We start from the raw sequence: 15,673 nt of genomic DNA, 5'->3' as shown, positions 1-15,673 counted from the left end.
TTGGATGAATAGGATTTCATTTCCGGATTTCTTGGATTGTTGCCAAAGCATTTTTGATGTTTTTTTCCAAAACCTCAAATTCTCCCTTTTCAATGGCTTTTTTGTCAAATAACTGCGAACCCATTCCCACACAATGCACACCGGCTTTGAACCATTCTGAAAGGTTTTCCACAGTAGGTTCCACGCCACCGGTGGGCATCATTTTGATATCGGGCATGACAGACAATACACTTTTGATAAAGCCGGAACCCAATAAATTTCCGGGAAATGCTTTGACCAAAAGCGCGCCCATGGACTTTGCCTGAAACACTTCCGTGACTGTGGCACATCCGGGAACCCAAAAAAGTCCTTTCATCGTGCAGTAATTGGCAACTTCGGGAATCAAAGCAGGCGAAACCACGAAATCCGTCCCTATATAATGAAAACGTGATGCGTCTTTTGCAGAAAAAACAGTCCCTATTCCCAAAAGCATATCAGGGTATTTTTCAGAATAAATCTTCAACTCTTTGAACACCTCAAAAGCATTTGTTTCACGGTTGGTAAATTCAAAAACCCTGATTCCGGCATTGTAGGATGCATCGATAACTGACTTGGCGACAGAGATATCCTTATGGTTAAATACAGGAATCATTCCTGTTTCAGCCATTTTATCAAGGATTTCTTGGTGGGTATATTTCATTACTGGTTTGGTTATTGGTTATTGGGAATTTGAAATCTACAAATGAGAGAGTTATGAATAGAATGACTTAGAAATTAAACCTTACCTCAATAGCTTGCCAACATTTTCTCCTTTTACCAAATCCTGAACCTCCTCCAAAGACACGAAATTGGCATCACCTTTTATGCTGTGTTTCAGGACGGAGGAAGCCGTAGCAAATTCAATGGCTTCCTGATCGGAAAGATGCAATAGCCCATAAATCAAACCTGCTATAAAGGCATCACCCCCTCCCACGCGATCGACGATATGAGTCATTTCATAAATATTTGAAAAAAGGATTTCTTCACCGTTCCATAAAACACCTTTAAGCCGATTATGGGATGCAGAAACCGACTCCCTTTTTGTCTTGGTAATATATTTGATCTGCGGGTAATCCTTTTTGGCCTGATAGCAGGTATCTCCCCAATCATCTAGGGCGATATCCATACAGTTTTCAAAATCAGATTTTCCTGCCACCAAAACATGGGTGTACCTGATAAGCTCGGGCATCACGTCCAATGGTCCTTTTCCATATTGCCAAAGGTTTCTCCTGTAATTGATATCTCCACTGATTGTCAATCCTTTATTGTATGCAGCTTTAAGTGCCTTCAGCGTCATATCTGCAGCATTTTGGCTCAGTGCAGGTGTAATTCCTGTCCAATGAAACCAATCCGCCCCATCAAAAACCAAATCCCAATCGATATCTTTTCCATCAAAATTTGAAAAAGCAGAATCAAATCTGTCATAGATGATTTTGGAAGAACGTTGCATGGAGCCGTTCTCCAAAAAGTACAAACCCATCCTTCCCTCTGAAAAATAGGCAAAATCGGTCTTGACTCCAGTTTGTCTCAAATATCGAGTCGCAGCTTTTCCGATATCATGTCCAGGAAAAGCAGTGACATGGTAAGTCTCCTGATCCCAATTGGCTAGACAGATGGAAACATTTGCTTCCGATCCTCCAAAAACAGCTTCATAAGAACTTGCCTGAACGAACCTTTCGTGTCCCGGTGTGCTGAGGCGCATCATTACTTCGCCTATAGTGATAATTTTTTTGCCCATTGCGATAAATGCTAATCTTTCCTGAAAATAAACACTTAAATTTTGTTTTCCAGTAAACAGGATATAAGTTAATGCAAACGATTTCAGATTAGATAAAAAAATACATGGCTGGCAAACCAAACACTTTTATTCAAATCCACGAAAAGGACAATGTATTGGTCGCTTTGGTGGATTTACCTGCAGAAAGTACGATAGATTTTGGAGGAAAGACAATCACACTTCGTCAGGAAATTCAGGCAAAACATAAGTTTACCATTGAGCCCTTGGCTAAAGAGGATTTGATCTATATGTATGGGACAGTCGTCGGCCGTACCAAGATAGATTTGCCTGTGGGAAGCCTGATTACAACCCAAAATACCGTCCACGAGGCTGCGTATTTTGGCAAGAAAACCGAAAATTATCAATGGAATCCTCCTTCCATAAGTAGGTTTCAAGGGCGGACATTTAAGGGCTTTCACCGGGAGGACGGTCAGGTAGGGACAGCAAATTATTGGTTGATCATCCCATTGGTTTTTTGTGAAAACCGGAATGTAGAAGTCATCAAAGATGCCTTTAATGATGCCTTGGGTTATGGAAAAATAAATCCATTTAAATCAATGGTCAAAAACATGGTGAAGCTGCATCAGGAAGGAAAACAAGATGAAATCGTAAACCTGAACGTAGAGAAAGCGAAGGAAATGGAGTCCAAATTGTTGTTTCCGAATCTTGACGGCATCAAAGTCTTGGATCATCAGGGAGGCTGTGGCGGTACGAGAAGGGATTCAGAATCCCTATGCGCACTTTTGGCAGGATATATCAACAATCCTAACGTGGCCGGGGCGACGGTACTGAGCTTGGGCTGTCAGAATGCACAGCCTTCGATATTGAAAGAAAAACTCCATAAAATCAATCCGGAATTAAAAAAACCGCTCATTATTCTGGAACAGCAAAAGGAAGGGACCGAGCAACAACTTCTTTCAGAAGCCATCAAGAAAACCTTTTTGGGAATGGTTGAAGCCAACAAACAAGAAAGAAAACCTGCACCGCTCAGTAAGCTTACTGTTGGGTTGGAATGCGGCGGGTCGGATGGATTTTCGGGTATTTCAGCAAATCCTGCAGTAGGGTATGCCTCTGACTTGATAGTCGCTCTAGGGGGAACTACCATGCTTTCAGAATTTCCTGAATTGTGTGGGGTGGAACAGGAATTGATCAACCGATGCACTACCGATGAGTCGGCTGACAAATTCGCCGCATTGATGAAAGCCTATGCGGCTTCAGCGGTCGCTGTGGGTTCGGGTTTTGATATGAATCCCTCACCGGGCAATATCATGGACGGTTTGATCACAGATGCGATAAAATCAGCCGGAGCTGCCAAAAAAGGCGGAACTTCACCGGTCACAGATGTGCTCGATTATGCGGAATATTTTCAAAAGCCTGGCCTCAATCTTGTCTGCACTCCCGGCAATGATGTGGAAAGTACGACTGCCATGGCAGGTTCCGGGGCCAATGTCATGCTGTTTACCACTGGTTTAGGAACCCCAACAGGTAATCCAATTGCTCCGGTCATCAAGATCGCAACCAATACAAAACTTGCCAATAAAATGCCTGACATCATTGATATTGATACAGGAGGAATCATTTCTGGCGAAAAAAGCATTCCGGAAATGGGTGAAGAAATACTCGAAACCATCATCAAAGTGGCTTCGGGAGAGGTTAAACCAAAAGCGGTCCTATTGGCTCAGGATGATTTCATTCCCTGGAAAAGAGGCGTTTCGCTTTGAAGTAAAAAGGGTTTAAAAGTTGGAAGGTTTCAAAGTTGACCCGCACCATCCTTTTTCCCTCAAGTCAAAGCTCCATAATGATGCTTTTCCAAATTTGCTCATCCACAGGAACCCAATTCTGCATGTTGTCTGCCCGGGTTTTCATATTGTTTTCACCAGGGTAGCGGATTTCTTTGTCAGCAAAAGTCAAAGATCTTTTCAGGTCTCCCACAATTTGATCCAATTTCTGATCAGACCACTCCGTTATTCCCAATTTCTCGGCATCCAAGCAAATAAAAACCTGAGACAAACCGGATTCTTCTCCACTTTCGCCAACCTGAAAAGTTGCTTTTCCGCCAGACATAATGGTGGCCAACATGTCAAGCAACAGGGATAAACCTGCTCCTTTCCACAATCCAATAGGCAAGGCCAATTCGTTGGCTATGACGCTTTCAGGGGATTTGGTTAGGTTTCCATCAGGATCAAACCCGGCATCAAAAGGCATTTCTTTGCCTTCCCGCAGATAGGTTTTCAATTTCCCGTAAGAAAACTGAGAAATGGCCATATCCAAAACAATATGACCACTTGATCGCGGAATTGCGATAACCAAAGGGTTGTTGCCAAGCTTCGGTTCTCTCCCACCCCAAGCAGGCATATTGGGTTTTGTATTCGTAAAGCAGATTCCTATACAACCGGATTCAGCGGCCTGCCAACCATAATTCCCTGCCCTCATCCAATGGTTCGTATTTTGCAGCGCTACGATTCCCACGCCAAATTCCTTTGAAATCCGAATCGCTCGATCCATACATTGATGCGCATTGAGTGGACCGGGACCGAGGTTTCCGTTCCATCTTTCAAAAACACCATAGCTTTCCACAAGATTTGCTTCCTGATTTGGGAAGACGAGTTTTTTTCTGATCATTTCCAAAAACACAGGAAACCGATCCAATCCATGGGAAGAAACACCGTCCAAGCTTGCTTGGGCAAAAAGAGAAGCGCATAAGACGGCCCTATCTTCTGTAAACCCATTTTTAAGAAGGATTTTTTCAAGAGTCTGAATAACTTCGTGGTAGGCTACGCGCATGGTTGATGGATGTTGAGGAGCTAAATCAAAAATTCAAATGCGATATCACAAACTCTCCACGACCAGCATTTTGGATTTGGAAGCCTGGTACCTGATATTTTTGGCTTTGGTATATTCTTCGGAGTTCCACCATTCCTTTGCTTTTAGGACGGAAGGGAATTCTAGGATCACCAATCTTTCCGGATTCCAGTCTCCTTCCAAAGATTCTGTTTGTGCTCCGCGCACTACAAATTTTCCTCCAAAAGGAAGTACGGAACCGGGAGTAAGCTTTTTGTAAGATTCATACAATTCAGGGTCATGGATACTGACCTCAACAAGAACCAATGCAGGCATATTTTTTCTGTTTAGTACATCAAAGTTTAGAAAAAATCCCTGATGTTTGACAAACTTTTATGTAAACAGCCATAAAACTGCTGTCTAATTTTAGATTTAAATCTGCTATGACAAACCTTGATTCAATCTCTTTGGTACAAAAGAAAAATAGACCTGTAAAAGTCCTTCAGTTTGGTACAGGGAATTTTCTCCGTGGATTTGCCGATTGGATGATTGAGATTTTGAATCAAAAAACAGATTTTGATGGTTCCATCCACATTATCCAAAGCCATGGAAAATCCATTCCTGAAGATTTTGTGAAGCAGAACTACAATTACCATGTGTTTGTTAGAGGTTTTCAAAATGGCAAAATCATTGATGAACAAAAGTTAATCACCTCGATCTGTGGAGTAAGCAATCCTAATTTGGATTATGGATTCTATCTGGATTTGGCCAAAAATCCTGATTTGCAATTTATCATTTCCAATACCACCGAAGCGGGTATAGTTTTCGATGAAAAAGATACCGATCCCAAAAATGTTCCAACAACATTTCCAGGGAAATTGGCAGCATTGCTATTTGAGCGGTTCACATTTCTTGAAGGAAATAAAAAAAAGGGTCTGACAATACTCCCCTGTGAACTGATTGAAAATAACGGGGATAAACTCAAAGAATGTGTGATGAGGTATGCGGCATTGTGGAATTTCCGTCAGGAATTCCTTGATTGGCTTGACACAACATGCAGCTTCTGCAATACGCTTGTAGACCGGATTGTTCCGGGTTATCCTAAAGAGAATTTTGAGGATTTTGAAAATAAAACAGGCTTTAGTGATCATTTGGCTGTAGTTGCCGAGCCTTATCACTTTTGGGCAATAGAAGGCCCTGAAGCATTGAGGGCTATTTTTCAAACAGAAAAAACAGGGCTGAACGTGCACGTAGTTAACAACCTCCAACCCTATCGCCTCCGAAAAGTCAGGATCTTAAATGGTGCACATACGGCGATGGTTCCTGTTGCATATCTGAGAGGAATCAGGACTGTAAGGGAAGCGATGGAAGATCCTGAGATCTCAACATATATCTCAGAAACCATTTATAATGAGATCATCCCGGCGCTTGATTTACCAAAAGAGGGGTTGGAGCAATTTGCCGCTGAAGTTTTGGATAGGTTCAGAAATCCATTTATCCGTCATGAATTGATCTCCATTTCCCTCAATTCCATCTCTAAGTTCAGGGTCAGGGTCTTACCGACAATTTTGGAATACCACAGTCGGATCGGGCAATTTCCTGAAAATCTTATCCGGTCATTTGCTGACCTGATCCGGTTTTACAAAGGAGATATCAATGGTGAATCCATTCCATTGAAAGATGAACCTGCGGTGTTGGAGTTTTTTGAAAAAGTATGGAAAAAGGAAAACCATGAAGAAATCGTAGAAAGAGTACTTGCCAATGAGTATTTATGGGGAATGGATTTGAATCAGATTCCAAGATTAGGAGCGAAGGTTAATCACTTTTTTAAAAATTGACGAAAATTAATCACCACTCTCCTCTCCTTCCTTTTTTCTTTTCAGATTGAGCTTTTTTGGCTTTCAGACGGTCTTCGATAGCACCTTTACCAGGTTTGGTGGCTTTCCTTATTTTCTTTTTATGAAAAGCTTTTTTGAGCAGGTCATAGAATTTTCTTACAGCAATCTCTTTGTTTTGAATCTGCGACCTCTTCTCCTGACTTTGGATAATCAGGTTTCCTTCCGTATCGATTTTGGATGAAAGTTTTTCTGAAAGTGTCGCTTTTTCTGTTTCATCAAGGATCTGTGAATTCGGAATATTGAACCTCAGCTCAACTTTGGAGTTGACTTTGTTGACATTTTGCCCACCGGGACCGCTGCTTCGGCTAAATTGAAACTGAATTTCAGCATCTAACACCTGATTGGCAATTTTTTCAGAAATAGTCATTTACAAAGTTTCATTTAATAATCCGCAACACATCTAAATCCCACAGTTTCATTTCTTTCAAATCCCGGAGAAACCCTCAGCAGCATCTGCCTGTAATGTGTTTCCCTCGGCCCGCCCTGTACATACCACCAACTTGAGGATGGTTTGAAATAGGAACCACCCTTCAAAATTACCATCTGATTGGTTCCGTTGTCATAAATATCCGACGTCATCTGCCAGACTGAACCCACCAAATCCTCCAAACCCCAAGGGTTTTTACCTTTCGGATGGCTTCCCACTGCTTCAGGTATTCCATTCCCAATATTGCAAAACTCTTCCCCCAATCCATCCAAATGCTCTACAGTCAGGGTGTTGGTCACAAATTCAAACCTCTTTTTCACTTTAAGGTTTTGGTCCCAAGGCCAATCCCTTCCATCACCTGATGATGCCCCATATTGCCATTCGGCCTCTGAAGGAAGTCTTTTTCCGGCCCATTTGGCATAGGCTTGAGCATCTTCAAGGCTTACATTCACTACCGGATGCTGTTCCATACCTTCCGGAATTTGACCTTGGACCCAATGGGCAAGAAAACGGTTTTTATCCACAGGCTGATAGCGTGTAGCCCTCAGAAATTCTTTAAACTCCTGATTGGTAACAGGATACCTATCCATATAAAAACCATCCATAGATATAGTCCGGGGATAGCCTGACGTTGGATAAGGGATAAATTGATCTCCCTGAGAAACTTTCATTTCAAAACTTCCCGAAGGAATTTTTACCATTCCCTTTGGCGCTTTGTCATATCTTGGAGTCTTTTCGGGTGAACTTATCAATCTCGGAATTCCATATTCCATTTCGATGACCTGTTCATCTATCAGTTCTTCTGACTCAAACAATTGGACTACTATTTTGCCTTCATACCGGCCGAATTTTTCTTGGATATCCACAGAATGCAGACCTGATTTTAAACTCAAATACGACTTCCCATATTCCGGAACTCCAGCCCAAACCCTGATTTCATTTCCTTTGGAGGCTTTGATACTCAACTTATTTTGTTCCAAACCCACCTCTAATAATTTGGGGAAATATGCAATACTCCCCACGGCTCCTTCATTGTTTGTTCCAAGCCATTTCTGGTGAAAAGCTTCCAAATCGACAGGAATTAAATGTTTTTCCCCTGATTCCAGAACCTGCACTTCCTCATGATTCCACAGATCGACATAATGCCAATCAGATGCAGGTTTTTCAACTTCGAAAAGGTTTCCCAAAAATCCCTCAGGCTTGAGACTGAAAATGGTATAAATGATTTTCTTCTCAGAGGGCCATTTATTGACAAAAACCCCATCTGACAAAGTGGGTATCAGAGGAGTGTATCCGAATGAAATAAAATTGGAATGGTTTTCTCTCAAAATCCTCAAAGTCTTTCCAAAAAACCGGTAATCCTCCTCCATCCATTCAGGCCTTCCGGGTCTGAAAATATTCAGTTCAGTTCCATACCCGTTGAAAAATGAGGTGGCATATTCCCGTCTGATCCGGTCATAGGCCAATTCAGCCACCCTGAAAATCGCAAAATCCGGTTTGATCAGTTTGTTGAGATTTAGTAAAGGAGGATAATAAAGCGCATTGTGAACCCTACCGGAAACTATCCCCGGCATGTCTTTGGGTACAGCCATCCCTTCGCTGTACATGACAACGCCAGGTTTTGCCAAGTCAGCAGCCTGCTGTATTTCATGGCTCGAACTCCCTTTGGTATCCAAGACCACGCCATCAGCTTTGGTTGCTTTAATCAGAGCTGTCATGCCCTCCAAATGCCCTTCTAACCGGGTACTTTCATCCCACGGGTTATAAGAGATAAAGAATTTGGTACCCAATCGATTCAGGCTGTCAGATATCGATGCCAACTGTTCCAATCCACCCGGAAGATCTCTGAACAAATCCCACTGATTTCTTTGGTCCAATCCCAAAGTAGGCCAGGTAGGCCAGATTCCGATCACATCATCCCCGCCAAACCATTCCTTGTTCCTTTGTTGAAAATCAAAAATGGTGAACCTCTCTCCTTCCCTATCATAAAAATCTGTATCCCAAGCCATCATGAGGTGCATGGCATAAGACTTTCGAATCCATTGCAGGTCTTCCCTTTGGTACATACTGTAGTCAAAATCATCCAAATCGTAAAGGAACCGCTTTTGGAAAACCTGCTTCAATCCTTCCTGCCAACCACCCGTAAAGGAATCTACATACATCCTGTAGCTGACATTGGAGTTGGGAGGCAAAATAGTCTCAAACCTTCTCCTTTGCGCCCCGTCCCAATACTTTCGTCTCATTAGACCGGCAAATCCTTGATTTCCGACTTCAAAACTTGAATAGCCCAATTCCCAGGCATTGTCAGGGAGGATGACATTGACCGGATCATATCCCGGCCTGAAGAGGTGGGAACGGGATAACCGGTGATCGCCTTTAACGGTGATGTAGACTTGATCTTCCAAACCTCCAAAAGGAATAAAATTTTCAACTTCTAGCGTATCTTCTGAAATATTGGAAAAAGTAAATACTGCAGTCCAATTGTCTTGGCCATTCTGTATACTGTCAATTCTTAAAGAAATCTGCCCATCCAAATTCCAAGACTTTTCATCCGGTAGAAAATCACTCGAATTCTTTTTTTCACCATTAAGTAAAAAAGAGAAAACAGGAACCGGGCGATTAATCTCGTTTTCTTTAACTCTTTTCAAATTCAGATTTCTATCCCAATCCAAAACAAAATTCTGTGAAAAAAGAAAAACAGGAAAAAGTTGAAACAGGAAGGTCAGAATTATGGAGAAAATCTTTCTTGTTTTCATTTTTATTGGAATTGGAAGATGTGAAAATCTTATTTCAGGAAATCGTGGGGCTTACTTTAAGGAAAATAAAAATAAATCGTCAGATATAGAGGAAAAATTTAATCCGAAAAATTTAAATCTATAAGTCCAAGGTAATTTTTTAGCTTCTAAAACCGCCACAAAAAATATTTTTCATTTTTTTTAATTTTTTTTTTGCCTTTCAGCTTCAGATGGTAGAAGTAAAAATGGCATTGGTATTCACAAAAGTTAAAGTTATGAAAGCAACCCAGAGCACAAAAAAACAAATAAATGTTGTTGGTAGCAAAGAATATCTATTTCAAACTATTATTTGGAATTTTTGAGTAAAAACGATTTAAATAAATATTTTATTGTTTTTGCATATTTTTTATTTTGTTTATTTGGTTTCGTTTGTATAGTTTTAACTCATCGATAAGGGAAAAAGGACTCATCACCCAAGAGTTTTTCCTTTGTTCATTTGAAAGTAAATGAGGATTTAAAAGTTAATTCTCGATTAATCTTATCTATCTCTAAAAAAATCTTTTTTTCATTCAAAGTATTTATTTTTTTATCGACAATTAATTTTTTTGCTTAATTCACCCAATAAAAACCCTTCAATTCTGAAGGGTTTTTTGTTTTTTTGGAGATATAAAAACCTTACCAAAAATTAGTCCTCTCCTTATACCCTATTCTCTATGATTGAAATTGTCAAAGCTTCATCGGAAGAACTTTATTTCGTCCAAAAAATAGCCCATCAAACCTGGCCTGTGGCTTTTTCGAATATTCTTACGCCTGATCAAATTAGCTTTATGCTGAATTGGATGTATGACCTCAAGGCATTGGAACAGCAGGTCAATGAAAAAGGTCATGTTTTTCTACTGGCCAAAGAAGAGGACTCATTTTTGGGGTTTGCTGCCTATGAAGTCCATTGCAAGGATCAGGAAAAAACCAAGATCCATAAAATCTACATTTTACCCGGAACCCAAGGGAAAGGAATTGGTAAAAAGTTGATCAATCACGTCATGGACATTGCCTTAAGTAATGGAGATAAGTTTTTATACCTTAATGTGAACAGGTTTAATGAAAAAGCAATTTCATTTTACAAGCACATCGGATTTTCTGAAGCTTACAGAGAAGTGATAGACATCGGAAACGGATTTATCATGGATGACATTGTGATGGAGATGGAGCTTGACAAAATATCCTGAAAGGAAATTCATGAATAACAGGGTTTATACCAAAATCAGCCTTTAAAAAAACCTGAATTTCAAATACTTGATTTTTTCACCCTTTTCGCTGAAAAGTTTCTCATACTTTGTCTGGATGCCGTGATGTTCATCCTTAAAAGGAGAAGCATAAAAATCATGTGTATGGATCAAAATTTCACAATCATGCCGGCTTTGTATCAACTCCAAAGTGTAATTAAATAATCCTGTATTGTCTGTTTTGAAGTGGATGATTCCACTTTTCTCCAATAACGGTTTATACATTTCGAGAAATTTCGGGGAAGTCAGACGGCGCTTTTCATCTCCATCCCGGGGAAAAGGGTCAGGAAATGTGATCCACAATTCAGCAATTTCTCCTTGGTCAAAATACCTGTCCAATAACTGAATCTGTGTTCTCAAAAAGGCCACATTGTGCAATCCTTCTGCTATGGCTATAGTACTTCCTTTCCAGATTCTTGATCCTTTGATATCCACCCCGATAAAATTACTGCCGGGATATTCTCTTGCCAAACCAACCGTAAACTCCCCTCTTCCACATGCCAATTCTACGACTAGGGGATTTTCATTTTCAAATTGAACAGATTTCCAATGTCCCTTGATCGTTTCAAAGAGTTCTTTTCCGGGTTGGATGACATTACGGCTTTGTTCATTTTCTTTGAACCTTTCCAGTTTTCTTCTGCTCATGATTACAAATCGTTGATTTCGGCGACGACAAAAGTACTTCCGCCGATGAATATTAAATCTTGTTTTGAAGCCAAGCCCTTTGCCTTTTCGATTGCTGAATTTACATCTTTGACTATTTCACCTTCCAAACCTGCTTCAAAAGCTTTTTGGGCCAATTCCTCTACATCCATTGCTCTCGGTATACTAGCCTGACAGAAAATGTACCAGGCATCCTTAGGAAGGATAGACAGTACCTTTGAAATATCCTTGTCATTTACCATCCCAATTACCATAAAAAGTTGATTGAAGGCCATTTCATTGATCTGTTCAACAATCAACCTGATCCCATCTTCATTATGGCCTGTATCGCAAACAATCAATGGGTTTTCTCCCAAAATCTGCCATCTACCCTTTAAGCCAGTATTGGAAACGATTCTTGACAAACCATTTATGACATTATTTTCTGTTATTTTCCAGCCCAATGATTTGAGGACTTTGATGGTCTGAAGGATTCCTGCGAGGTTCTTTTCCTGGTAATTGCCATGAAGGTCAATTTGAATGGTATACAGGTTTCCTTCATCCGAGATATCAAATGATCTTTTGCCACCTGAAATATATCCTGATCTTTTTATTTGGATAAATTCTTCTGCAAAATAAATCGGCGCATGAGACTCTTCGGCTTTCTTTTTAAATACCGAGAAAGTTTCTTGTTGCTTTTGGCTTATGACCACAGGAATTTTTGGCTTAATGATTCCGGCTTTTTCGGCTGCTATCAGCGGAAGAGTATCACCCAAAAACTGCATATGGTCGTAACTGATATTGGTAATCACCGAAACTTCAGGCATCACCACATTTGTCGAGTCCAATCTTCCACCCATGCCGACTTCGATCACTGCAATGTCGACTTTCTCTTTGGCAAAATACCAAAATGCCATTCCTACAGTCATTTCAAAAAAACTCGGTTTCAATTCTTCCAAAAAAGTCTTGTAATCTTCTACAAATTCCACAACCTCATTTTCAGGTATGTCTATTCCATTGATTTTGATTCTTTCAGTGAATGATTTTAAATGGGGAGAAGTATATAATCCAACTTTATACCCTGCTTCCATCAGAACAGAACAAAGTGCATGTGAAGTGCTTCCTTTGCCATTTGTACCTGCCACATGGACACATTTTAGGCTGTTTTCAGGATTTCCAAGGTGGGTACAAAGTGCGATTGTATTGCCCAAATCCTTCCTAAACGCAGCTGCACCGATCCTCTGAAACATCGGTAATGCATTGAACAAAAAGTCCAACGTCTCTTGGTAAGTCATGGATTAATCGACTTTGATGATAAAGGTGATTTTACCGGTTGAATAATCCGCTGTGGGATTTCCGGATTGCCGTTTGAAATTGACTTGGTTTACTACCGTTCTATAATAAGCCAAAACTTCATTGGACACATTATATTCTAATGGAACGGCTTGGACGATTTTTCCATTGTCATCAACGGTTATTTTAAAAACGATTTTCCCGTTACGGGTAGATACATTGTCTTTGATATTTGGTCGTGAAGCGAAATCCCATCCTGCAAGTTCAAGGCCTACACCGGAGCCCGGTCCAGGTTTCCCTTCTCCTGATCCAGATCCCATAATCGCTCTTCCGTCAACAGTGCCTGTCGGTTTTCCTTCATCCCCTTTTTGGGTTGAAGATCCTTGTGCACTTCCTGAGGCTGGTTTTGAACCGGTACTTGAAGTGCCACCTGCTCCAAAAATAGCTCGTTGATCAATCTTTGGTTTTTCTGCTGCTTTAGTAGTAGTTTTCTCTGCCTCAGAAGTGGATGGTTGGGTGACTGGAGTGGGTTCTTTTTTTGCAGGACTAGGGTCTTTGCTTGCCATGCTTGATTTTTCACTTGCCTTTATCGGGCTTGGGGCTTTGGATTGGGATTCGTAAGTGGTCTTGGCAGGGGAAGATTTGGGTTTTGCGGCCTCAGTTTTTGGTTCGGAAACAGGTACAGAAGATTCAACTGGTTTGGAAGCTTGTTCCCCCGGTGCCGGAGATTCTGTATTACTGGTAAGAGTTTCAGATGCAGGCGTAGTGGTTTGGTTATTTCCGCTGCCTTGGTCAGTAAAACCCAAATTCAATTCCATGCCATAGGTCGGAAGTGGTGGGATTTGCTCTTTCCATACCACAATGAAATAGATAGCAATCAGCAACAGCACATTCACCAAAATGGTGATGATTAGCGCTTTTCTTTTGTTTTCAGCTTCTTGGTTATCTGTTTCCCAAATCTGCATACTACTTATAAGGTTGTGTTGCGATTGAAACGTTTGCTTCTAAACTAGCAGCGATGCCTCCGATTTCGACCAAATATTCCACCGGAACCTGCTTGTCAATGTGTAGGACTACCTGTCCTTTTTTGTCTTTAAGAAGAGTGGTAAGTTCATTTTTGATCTGATCCCTTGTTACCACCTTATCATTAACGGAAAACCTCAGGTCTTTGGTTACCGTCACGGTAACTTCCTGCATGACGATGTCAGACGTTTCGCTAGAAGGCAAATTCACAGGAAGCCCTGAAGGAGTAATGAAAGAAGACGTCAACATGAAAAAAATCAATAACAGGAAGATGATATCTGTCATCGATGACATACTGAAGGAAGCATCTACTTTATGTTTGGATTGTAAAGCCATCTTATTTGTCCTGTAATAAATCAATGAATTCCACAGAGGTATATTCCATGCTGTGAACCAATTTGGAAACCTGACTGACCAGGTAATTATAACCCAAGTAAGCAATAATCCCAACCACCAAACCTGCGGCAGTGGTAACCATCGCCTCATAGATACCTGAAGATAATAATTTGGGAGAAACCATTCCCTCCTCCTGCGCTACAGCAATGAATGCCTGGATCATACCCGTAACTGTTCCCAAGAAACCAATCATGGGAGCGGCTCCAGAAACCGTTGCTAAAATTCCCAGATTTTTCTCCAGCTTATAGATTTCAATTTTCCCGACATTTTCGATGGAGACCTCAATATTTTTTAGAGGGCTTCCAATCCTTTCCAAACCTTTGGCAATCATATTTGCTACAGGAGTAGTTTCACCCTGACAAAGAAATTTGGCTTGGTCTACTTTACCACTCTGGACCAATATTTTGATTTGATCCATCAGGTGTTTAGGGGATTTTGCCGCTTTCCGGAGGGTAATCAGCCTTTCAACAAAAATAAAAACCGCGACTACAAAAAGGATGTAAAGCGGGATCATCATGTATCCACCTTTGATCATTAAGTCCAGCAAACCGATACTTGGTTTGCCGGGTTCCATCAAAGAAAGAGAATCAGCCATCATTTGGCCGTCGGTACTCAAGGTTTGTGCTAAAATCATGTTAATATTTCAAAATCCATGTAGATTCATTAAAGTCGGCCTTGGCAGTTGCCAATGCTTCGGCAGCAGCTTTAAAACTGCTGTACTTTCCAACGGAAAGCCGGTAATTTTTGGTATCTCCAGAAGGGAAAATCAGCCAAATATCTTTTCCTTTTTCTAAAAAGACCTGAGCTTCTTCCCTTGCAATCCTTTCATTGGGAAGACTGGCGACCACCAAATGGTAATAGCTGACATTTTCTTTGGCATTCAATACAATCAACTTTCCTCCTGAGGAGGTAGGGTTGGTTGGTGCCGGGACCAAAGCAGATGGTGTTTCTACAACTTCAGCAGGTAAAGAATCCACCATTGTCTCAGGAACATCTTCTGTTTCAATTTCGGGCGATGTCTGGGGCGATTCTTTTTTCTCTTCTGCTACCTGGGTAGTTTTGGGGGTCTCTTTTTGGCTGGGTAAATAATAGAGAAAATAAGCCATCGAAGACAATACCACCAAAATCAAAAGAATCAGACTTAACAATAAAGGGACCCTGCTATTTTTAATTCTTTCAGGTTTTTCTTTTGCTTCGAAAGGGATGGTTGCCGGTTTGGTTACCGGTTCACTCATTGTTACTTTTGGATCAACCAACTTTTGCTTTTCACCTCCTGATGCTATCAAAGCTTCGGTTTGCGATGGATTCTGTAAAGGCTCAACTTTCACAAAAGGAAAGCCATAGTCTTTGTCAGCTGAATTGAGGTTATTTTCAGAATCCTTTTCCATTAATGATCTAAG

General features: G+C 40.9%; 15 protein-coding genes. 3 read left to right on the top strand and 12 right to left on the bottom strand.

Annotation, left to right across the window (positions count from 1 at the left end):
* Positions 1 to 16 precede the first annotated feature (16 nt).
* Both DQW11_RS15060 and DQW11_RS15055 read right to left on the bottom strand, forming a co-directional pair.
* The gene (locus DQW11_RS15060; protein ID WP_113924872.1) at positions 17 to 679 is read right to left on the bottom strand and encodes a beta/alpha barrel domain-containing protein; all 663 of its coding nucleotides are present in this window, start codon (positions 677 to 679) and stop codon (positions 17 to 19) included.
* An 81-nt stretch (positions 680 to 760) separates the two neighbouring features.
* Positions 761 to 1,756 carry a sugar kinase gene (locus DQW11_RS15055; protein WP_113924871.1) on the bottom strand — a complete coding sequence of 332 codons (996 nt, stop codon included), beginning with the start codon at positions 1,754 to 1,756 and terminating at the stop codon, positions 761 to 763.
* Positions 1,757 to 1,860: 104 nt separating this feature from the next.
* Here DQW11_RS15055 and DQW11_RS15050 point away from each other — a divergent pair, with 104 nt between their 5' ends.
* Positions 1,861 to 3,516, top strand: coding sequence for a UxaA family hydrolase (locus DQW11_RS15050; RefSeq protein WP_113924870.1), 1,656 nt, complete (start codon positions 1,861 to 1,863; stop codon positions 3,514 to 3,516).
* A 64-nt stretch (positions 3,517 to 3,580) separates the two neighbouring features.
* On the opposite strand, the gene yiaK is transcribed toward DQW11_RS15050, so the two are convergent.
* Positions 3,581 to 4,579: a 3-dehydro-L-gulonate 2-dehydrogenase gene (gene yiaK, locus DQW11_RS15045; RefSeq protein ID WP_113924869.1), complete on the bottom strand. Its 999-nt coding sequence runs from the start codon at positions 4,577 to 4,579 to the stop codon at positions 3,581 to 3,583.
* Positions 4,580 to 4,624: 45 nt separating this feature from the next.
* Positions 4,625 to 4,912, bottom strand: a complete 288-nt coding sequence (locus tag DQW11_RS15040) for a DUF1330 domain-containing protein (RefSeq protein ID WP_113924868.1) — start codon at positions 4,910 to 4,912, stop codon at positions 4,625 to 4,627.
* 107 nt (positions 4,913 to 5,019) lie between these two features.
* Between DQW11_RS15040 and DQW11_RS15035 the strand changes: the two genes are divergently transcribed.
* The gene (locus tag DQW11_RS15035; RefSeq protein ID WP_113924867.1) at positions 5,020 to 6,414 is read left to right on the top strand and encodes a tagaturonate reductase; all 1,395 of its coding nucleotides are present in this window, start codon (positions 5,020 to 5,022) and stop codon (positions 6,412 to 6,414) included.
* Positions 6,415 to 6,424: 10 nt separating this feature from the next.
* Here DQW11_RS15035 and arfB read toward each other — a convergent pair whose 3' ends face one another.
* Both arfB and DQW11_RS15025 read right to left on the bottom strand, forming a co-directional pair.
* Positions 6,425 to 6,841 (bottom strand): alternative ribosome rescue aminoacyl-tRNA hydrolase ArfB, encoded by a 417-nt coding sequence (gene arfB / locus DQW11_RS15030; protein ID WP_113924866.1) that lies wholly within the window; start codon positions 6,839 to 6,841, stop codon positions 6,425 to 6,427.
* Between the two features lie 14 nt (positions 6,842 to 6,855).
* Positions 6,856 to 9,657 carry a formylglycine-generating enzyme family protein gene (locus DQW11_RS15025; protein ID WP_113924865.1) on the bottom strand — a complete coding sequence of 934 codons (2,802 nt, stop codon included), beginning with the start codon at positions 9,655 to 9,657 and terminating at the stop codon, positions 6,856 to 6,858.
* Positions 9,658 to 10,349: 692 nt separating this feature from the next.
* Between DQW11_RS15025 and DQW11_RS15020 the strand changes: the two genes are divergently transcribed.
* Positions 10,350 to 10,862, top strand: a complete 513-nt coding sequence (locus DQW11_RS15020) for a GNAT family N-acetyltransferase (protein ID WP_113924864.1) — start codon at positions 10,350 to 10,352, stop codon at positions 10,860 to 10,862.
* Between the two features lie 42 nt (positions 10,863 to 10,904).
* On the opposite strand, the gene trmB is transcribed toward DQW11_RS15020, so the two are convergent.
* From trmB to DQW11_RS14990, 6 genes are read right to left on the bottom strand one after another with little or no spacing between them, the layout of a single operon-like run.
* Positions 10,905 to 11,564 carry a tRNA (guanosine(46)-N7)-methyltransferase TrmB gene (gene trmB / locus DQW11_RS15015; protein ID WP_113924863.1) on the bottom strand — a complete coding sequence of 220 codons (660 nt, stop codon included), beginning with the start codon at positions 11,562 to 11,564 and terminating at the stop codon, positions 10,905 to 10,907.
* 2 nt (positions 11,565 to 11,566) lie between these two features.
* Positions 11,567 to 12,856: a bifunctional folylpolyglutamate synthase/dihydrofolate synthase gene (locus DQW11_RS15010; RefSeq protein WP_113924862.1), complete on the bottom strand. Its 1,290-nt coding sequence runs from the start codon at positions 12,854 to 12,856 to the stop codon at positions 11,567 to 11,569.
* Between the two features lie 3 nt (positions 12,857 to 12,859).
* A complete protein-coding gene (locus DQW11_RS15005) occupies positions 12,860 to 13,819 on the bottom strand; it encodes an energy transducer TonB (RefSeq protein WP_113924861.1) in 960 nt (319 codons plus the stop codon).
* Between the two features lies 1 nt (position 13,820).
* Complete coding sequence (locus DQW11_RS15000; protein WP_113924860.1) at positions 13,821 to 14,213, bottom strand: ExbD/TolR family protein; 393 nt, start codon at positions 14,211 to 14,213, stop codon at positions 13,821 to 13,823.
* A 1-nt stretch (position 14,214) separates the two neighbouring features.
* Positions 14,215 to 14,907 carry a MotA/TolQ/ExbB proton channel family protein gene (locus tag DQW11_RS14995; RefSeq protein WP_113924859.1) on the bottom strand — a complete coding sequence of 231 codons (693 nt, stop codon included), beginning with the start codon at positions 14,905 to 14,907 and terminating at the stop codon, positions 14,215 to 14,217.
* Between the two features lies 1 nt (position 14,908).
* Positions 14,909 to 15,661 (bottom strand): SPOR domain-containing protein, encoded by a 753-nt coding sequence (locus DQW11_RS14990; protein WP_113924858.1) that lies wholly within the window; start codon positions 15,659 to 15,661, stop codon positions 14,909 to 14,911.
* Positions 15,662 to 15,673 lie beyond the last annotated feature (12 nt).

It is taken from the genome of Cognataquiflexum aquatile, assembly GCF_003316845.1.
In the GTDB taxonomy this organism is placed as follows: Bacteria; Bacteroidota; Bacteroidia; order Cytophagales; family Cyclobacteriaceae; genus Cognataquiflexum; species Cognataquiflexum aquatile.
Note: the sequence above shows the minus strand (reverse complement) of the source record. Positions and strands in the feature narration are given on the sequence as shown.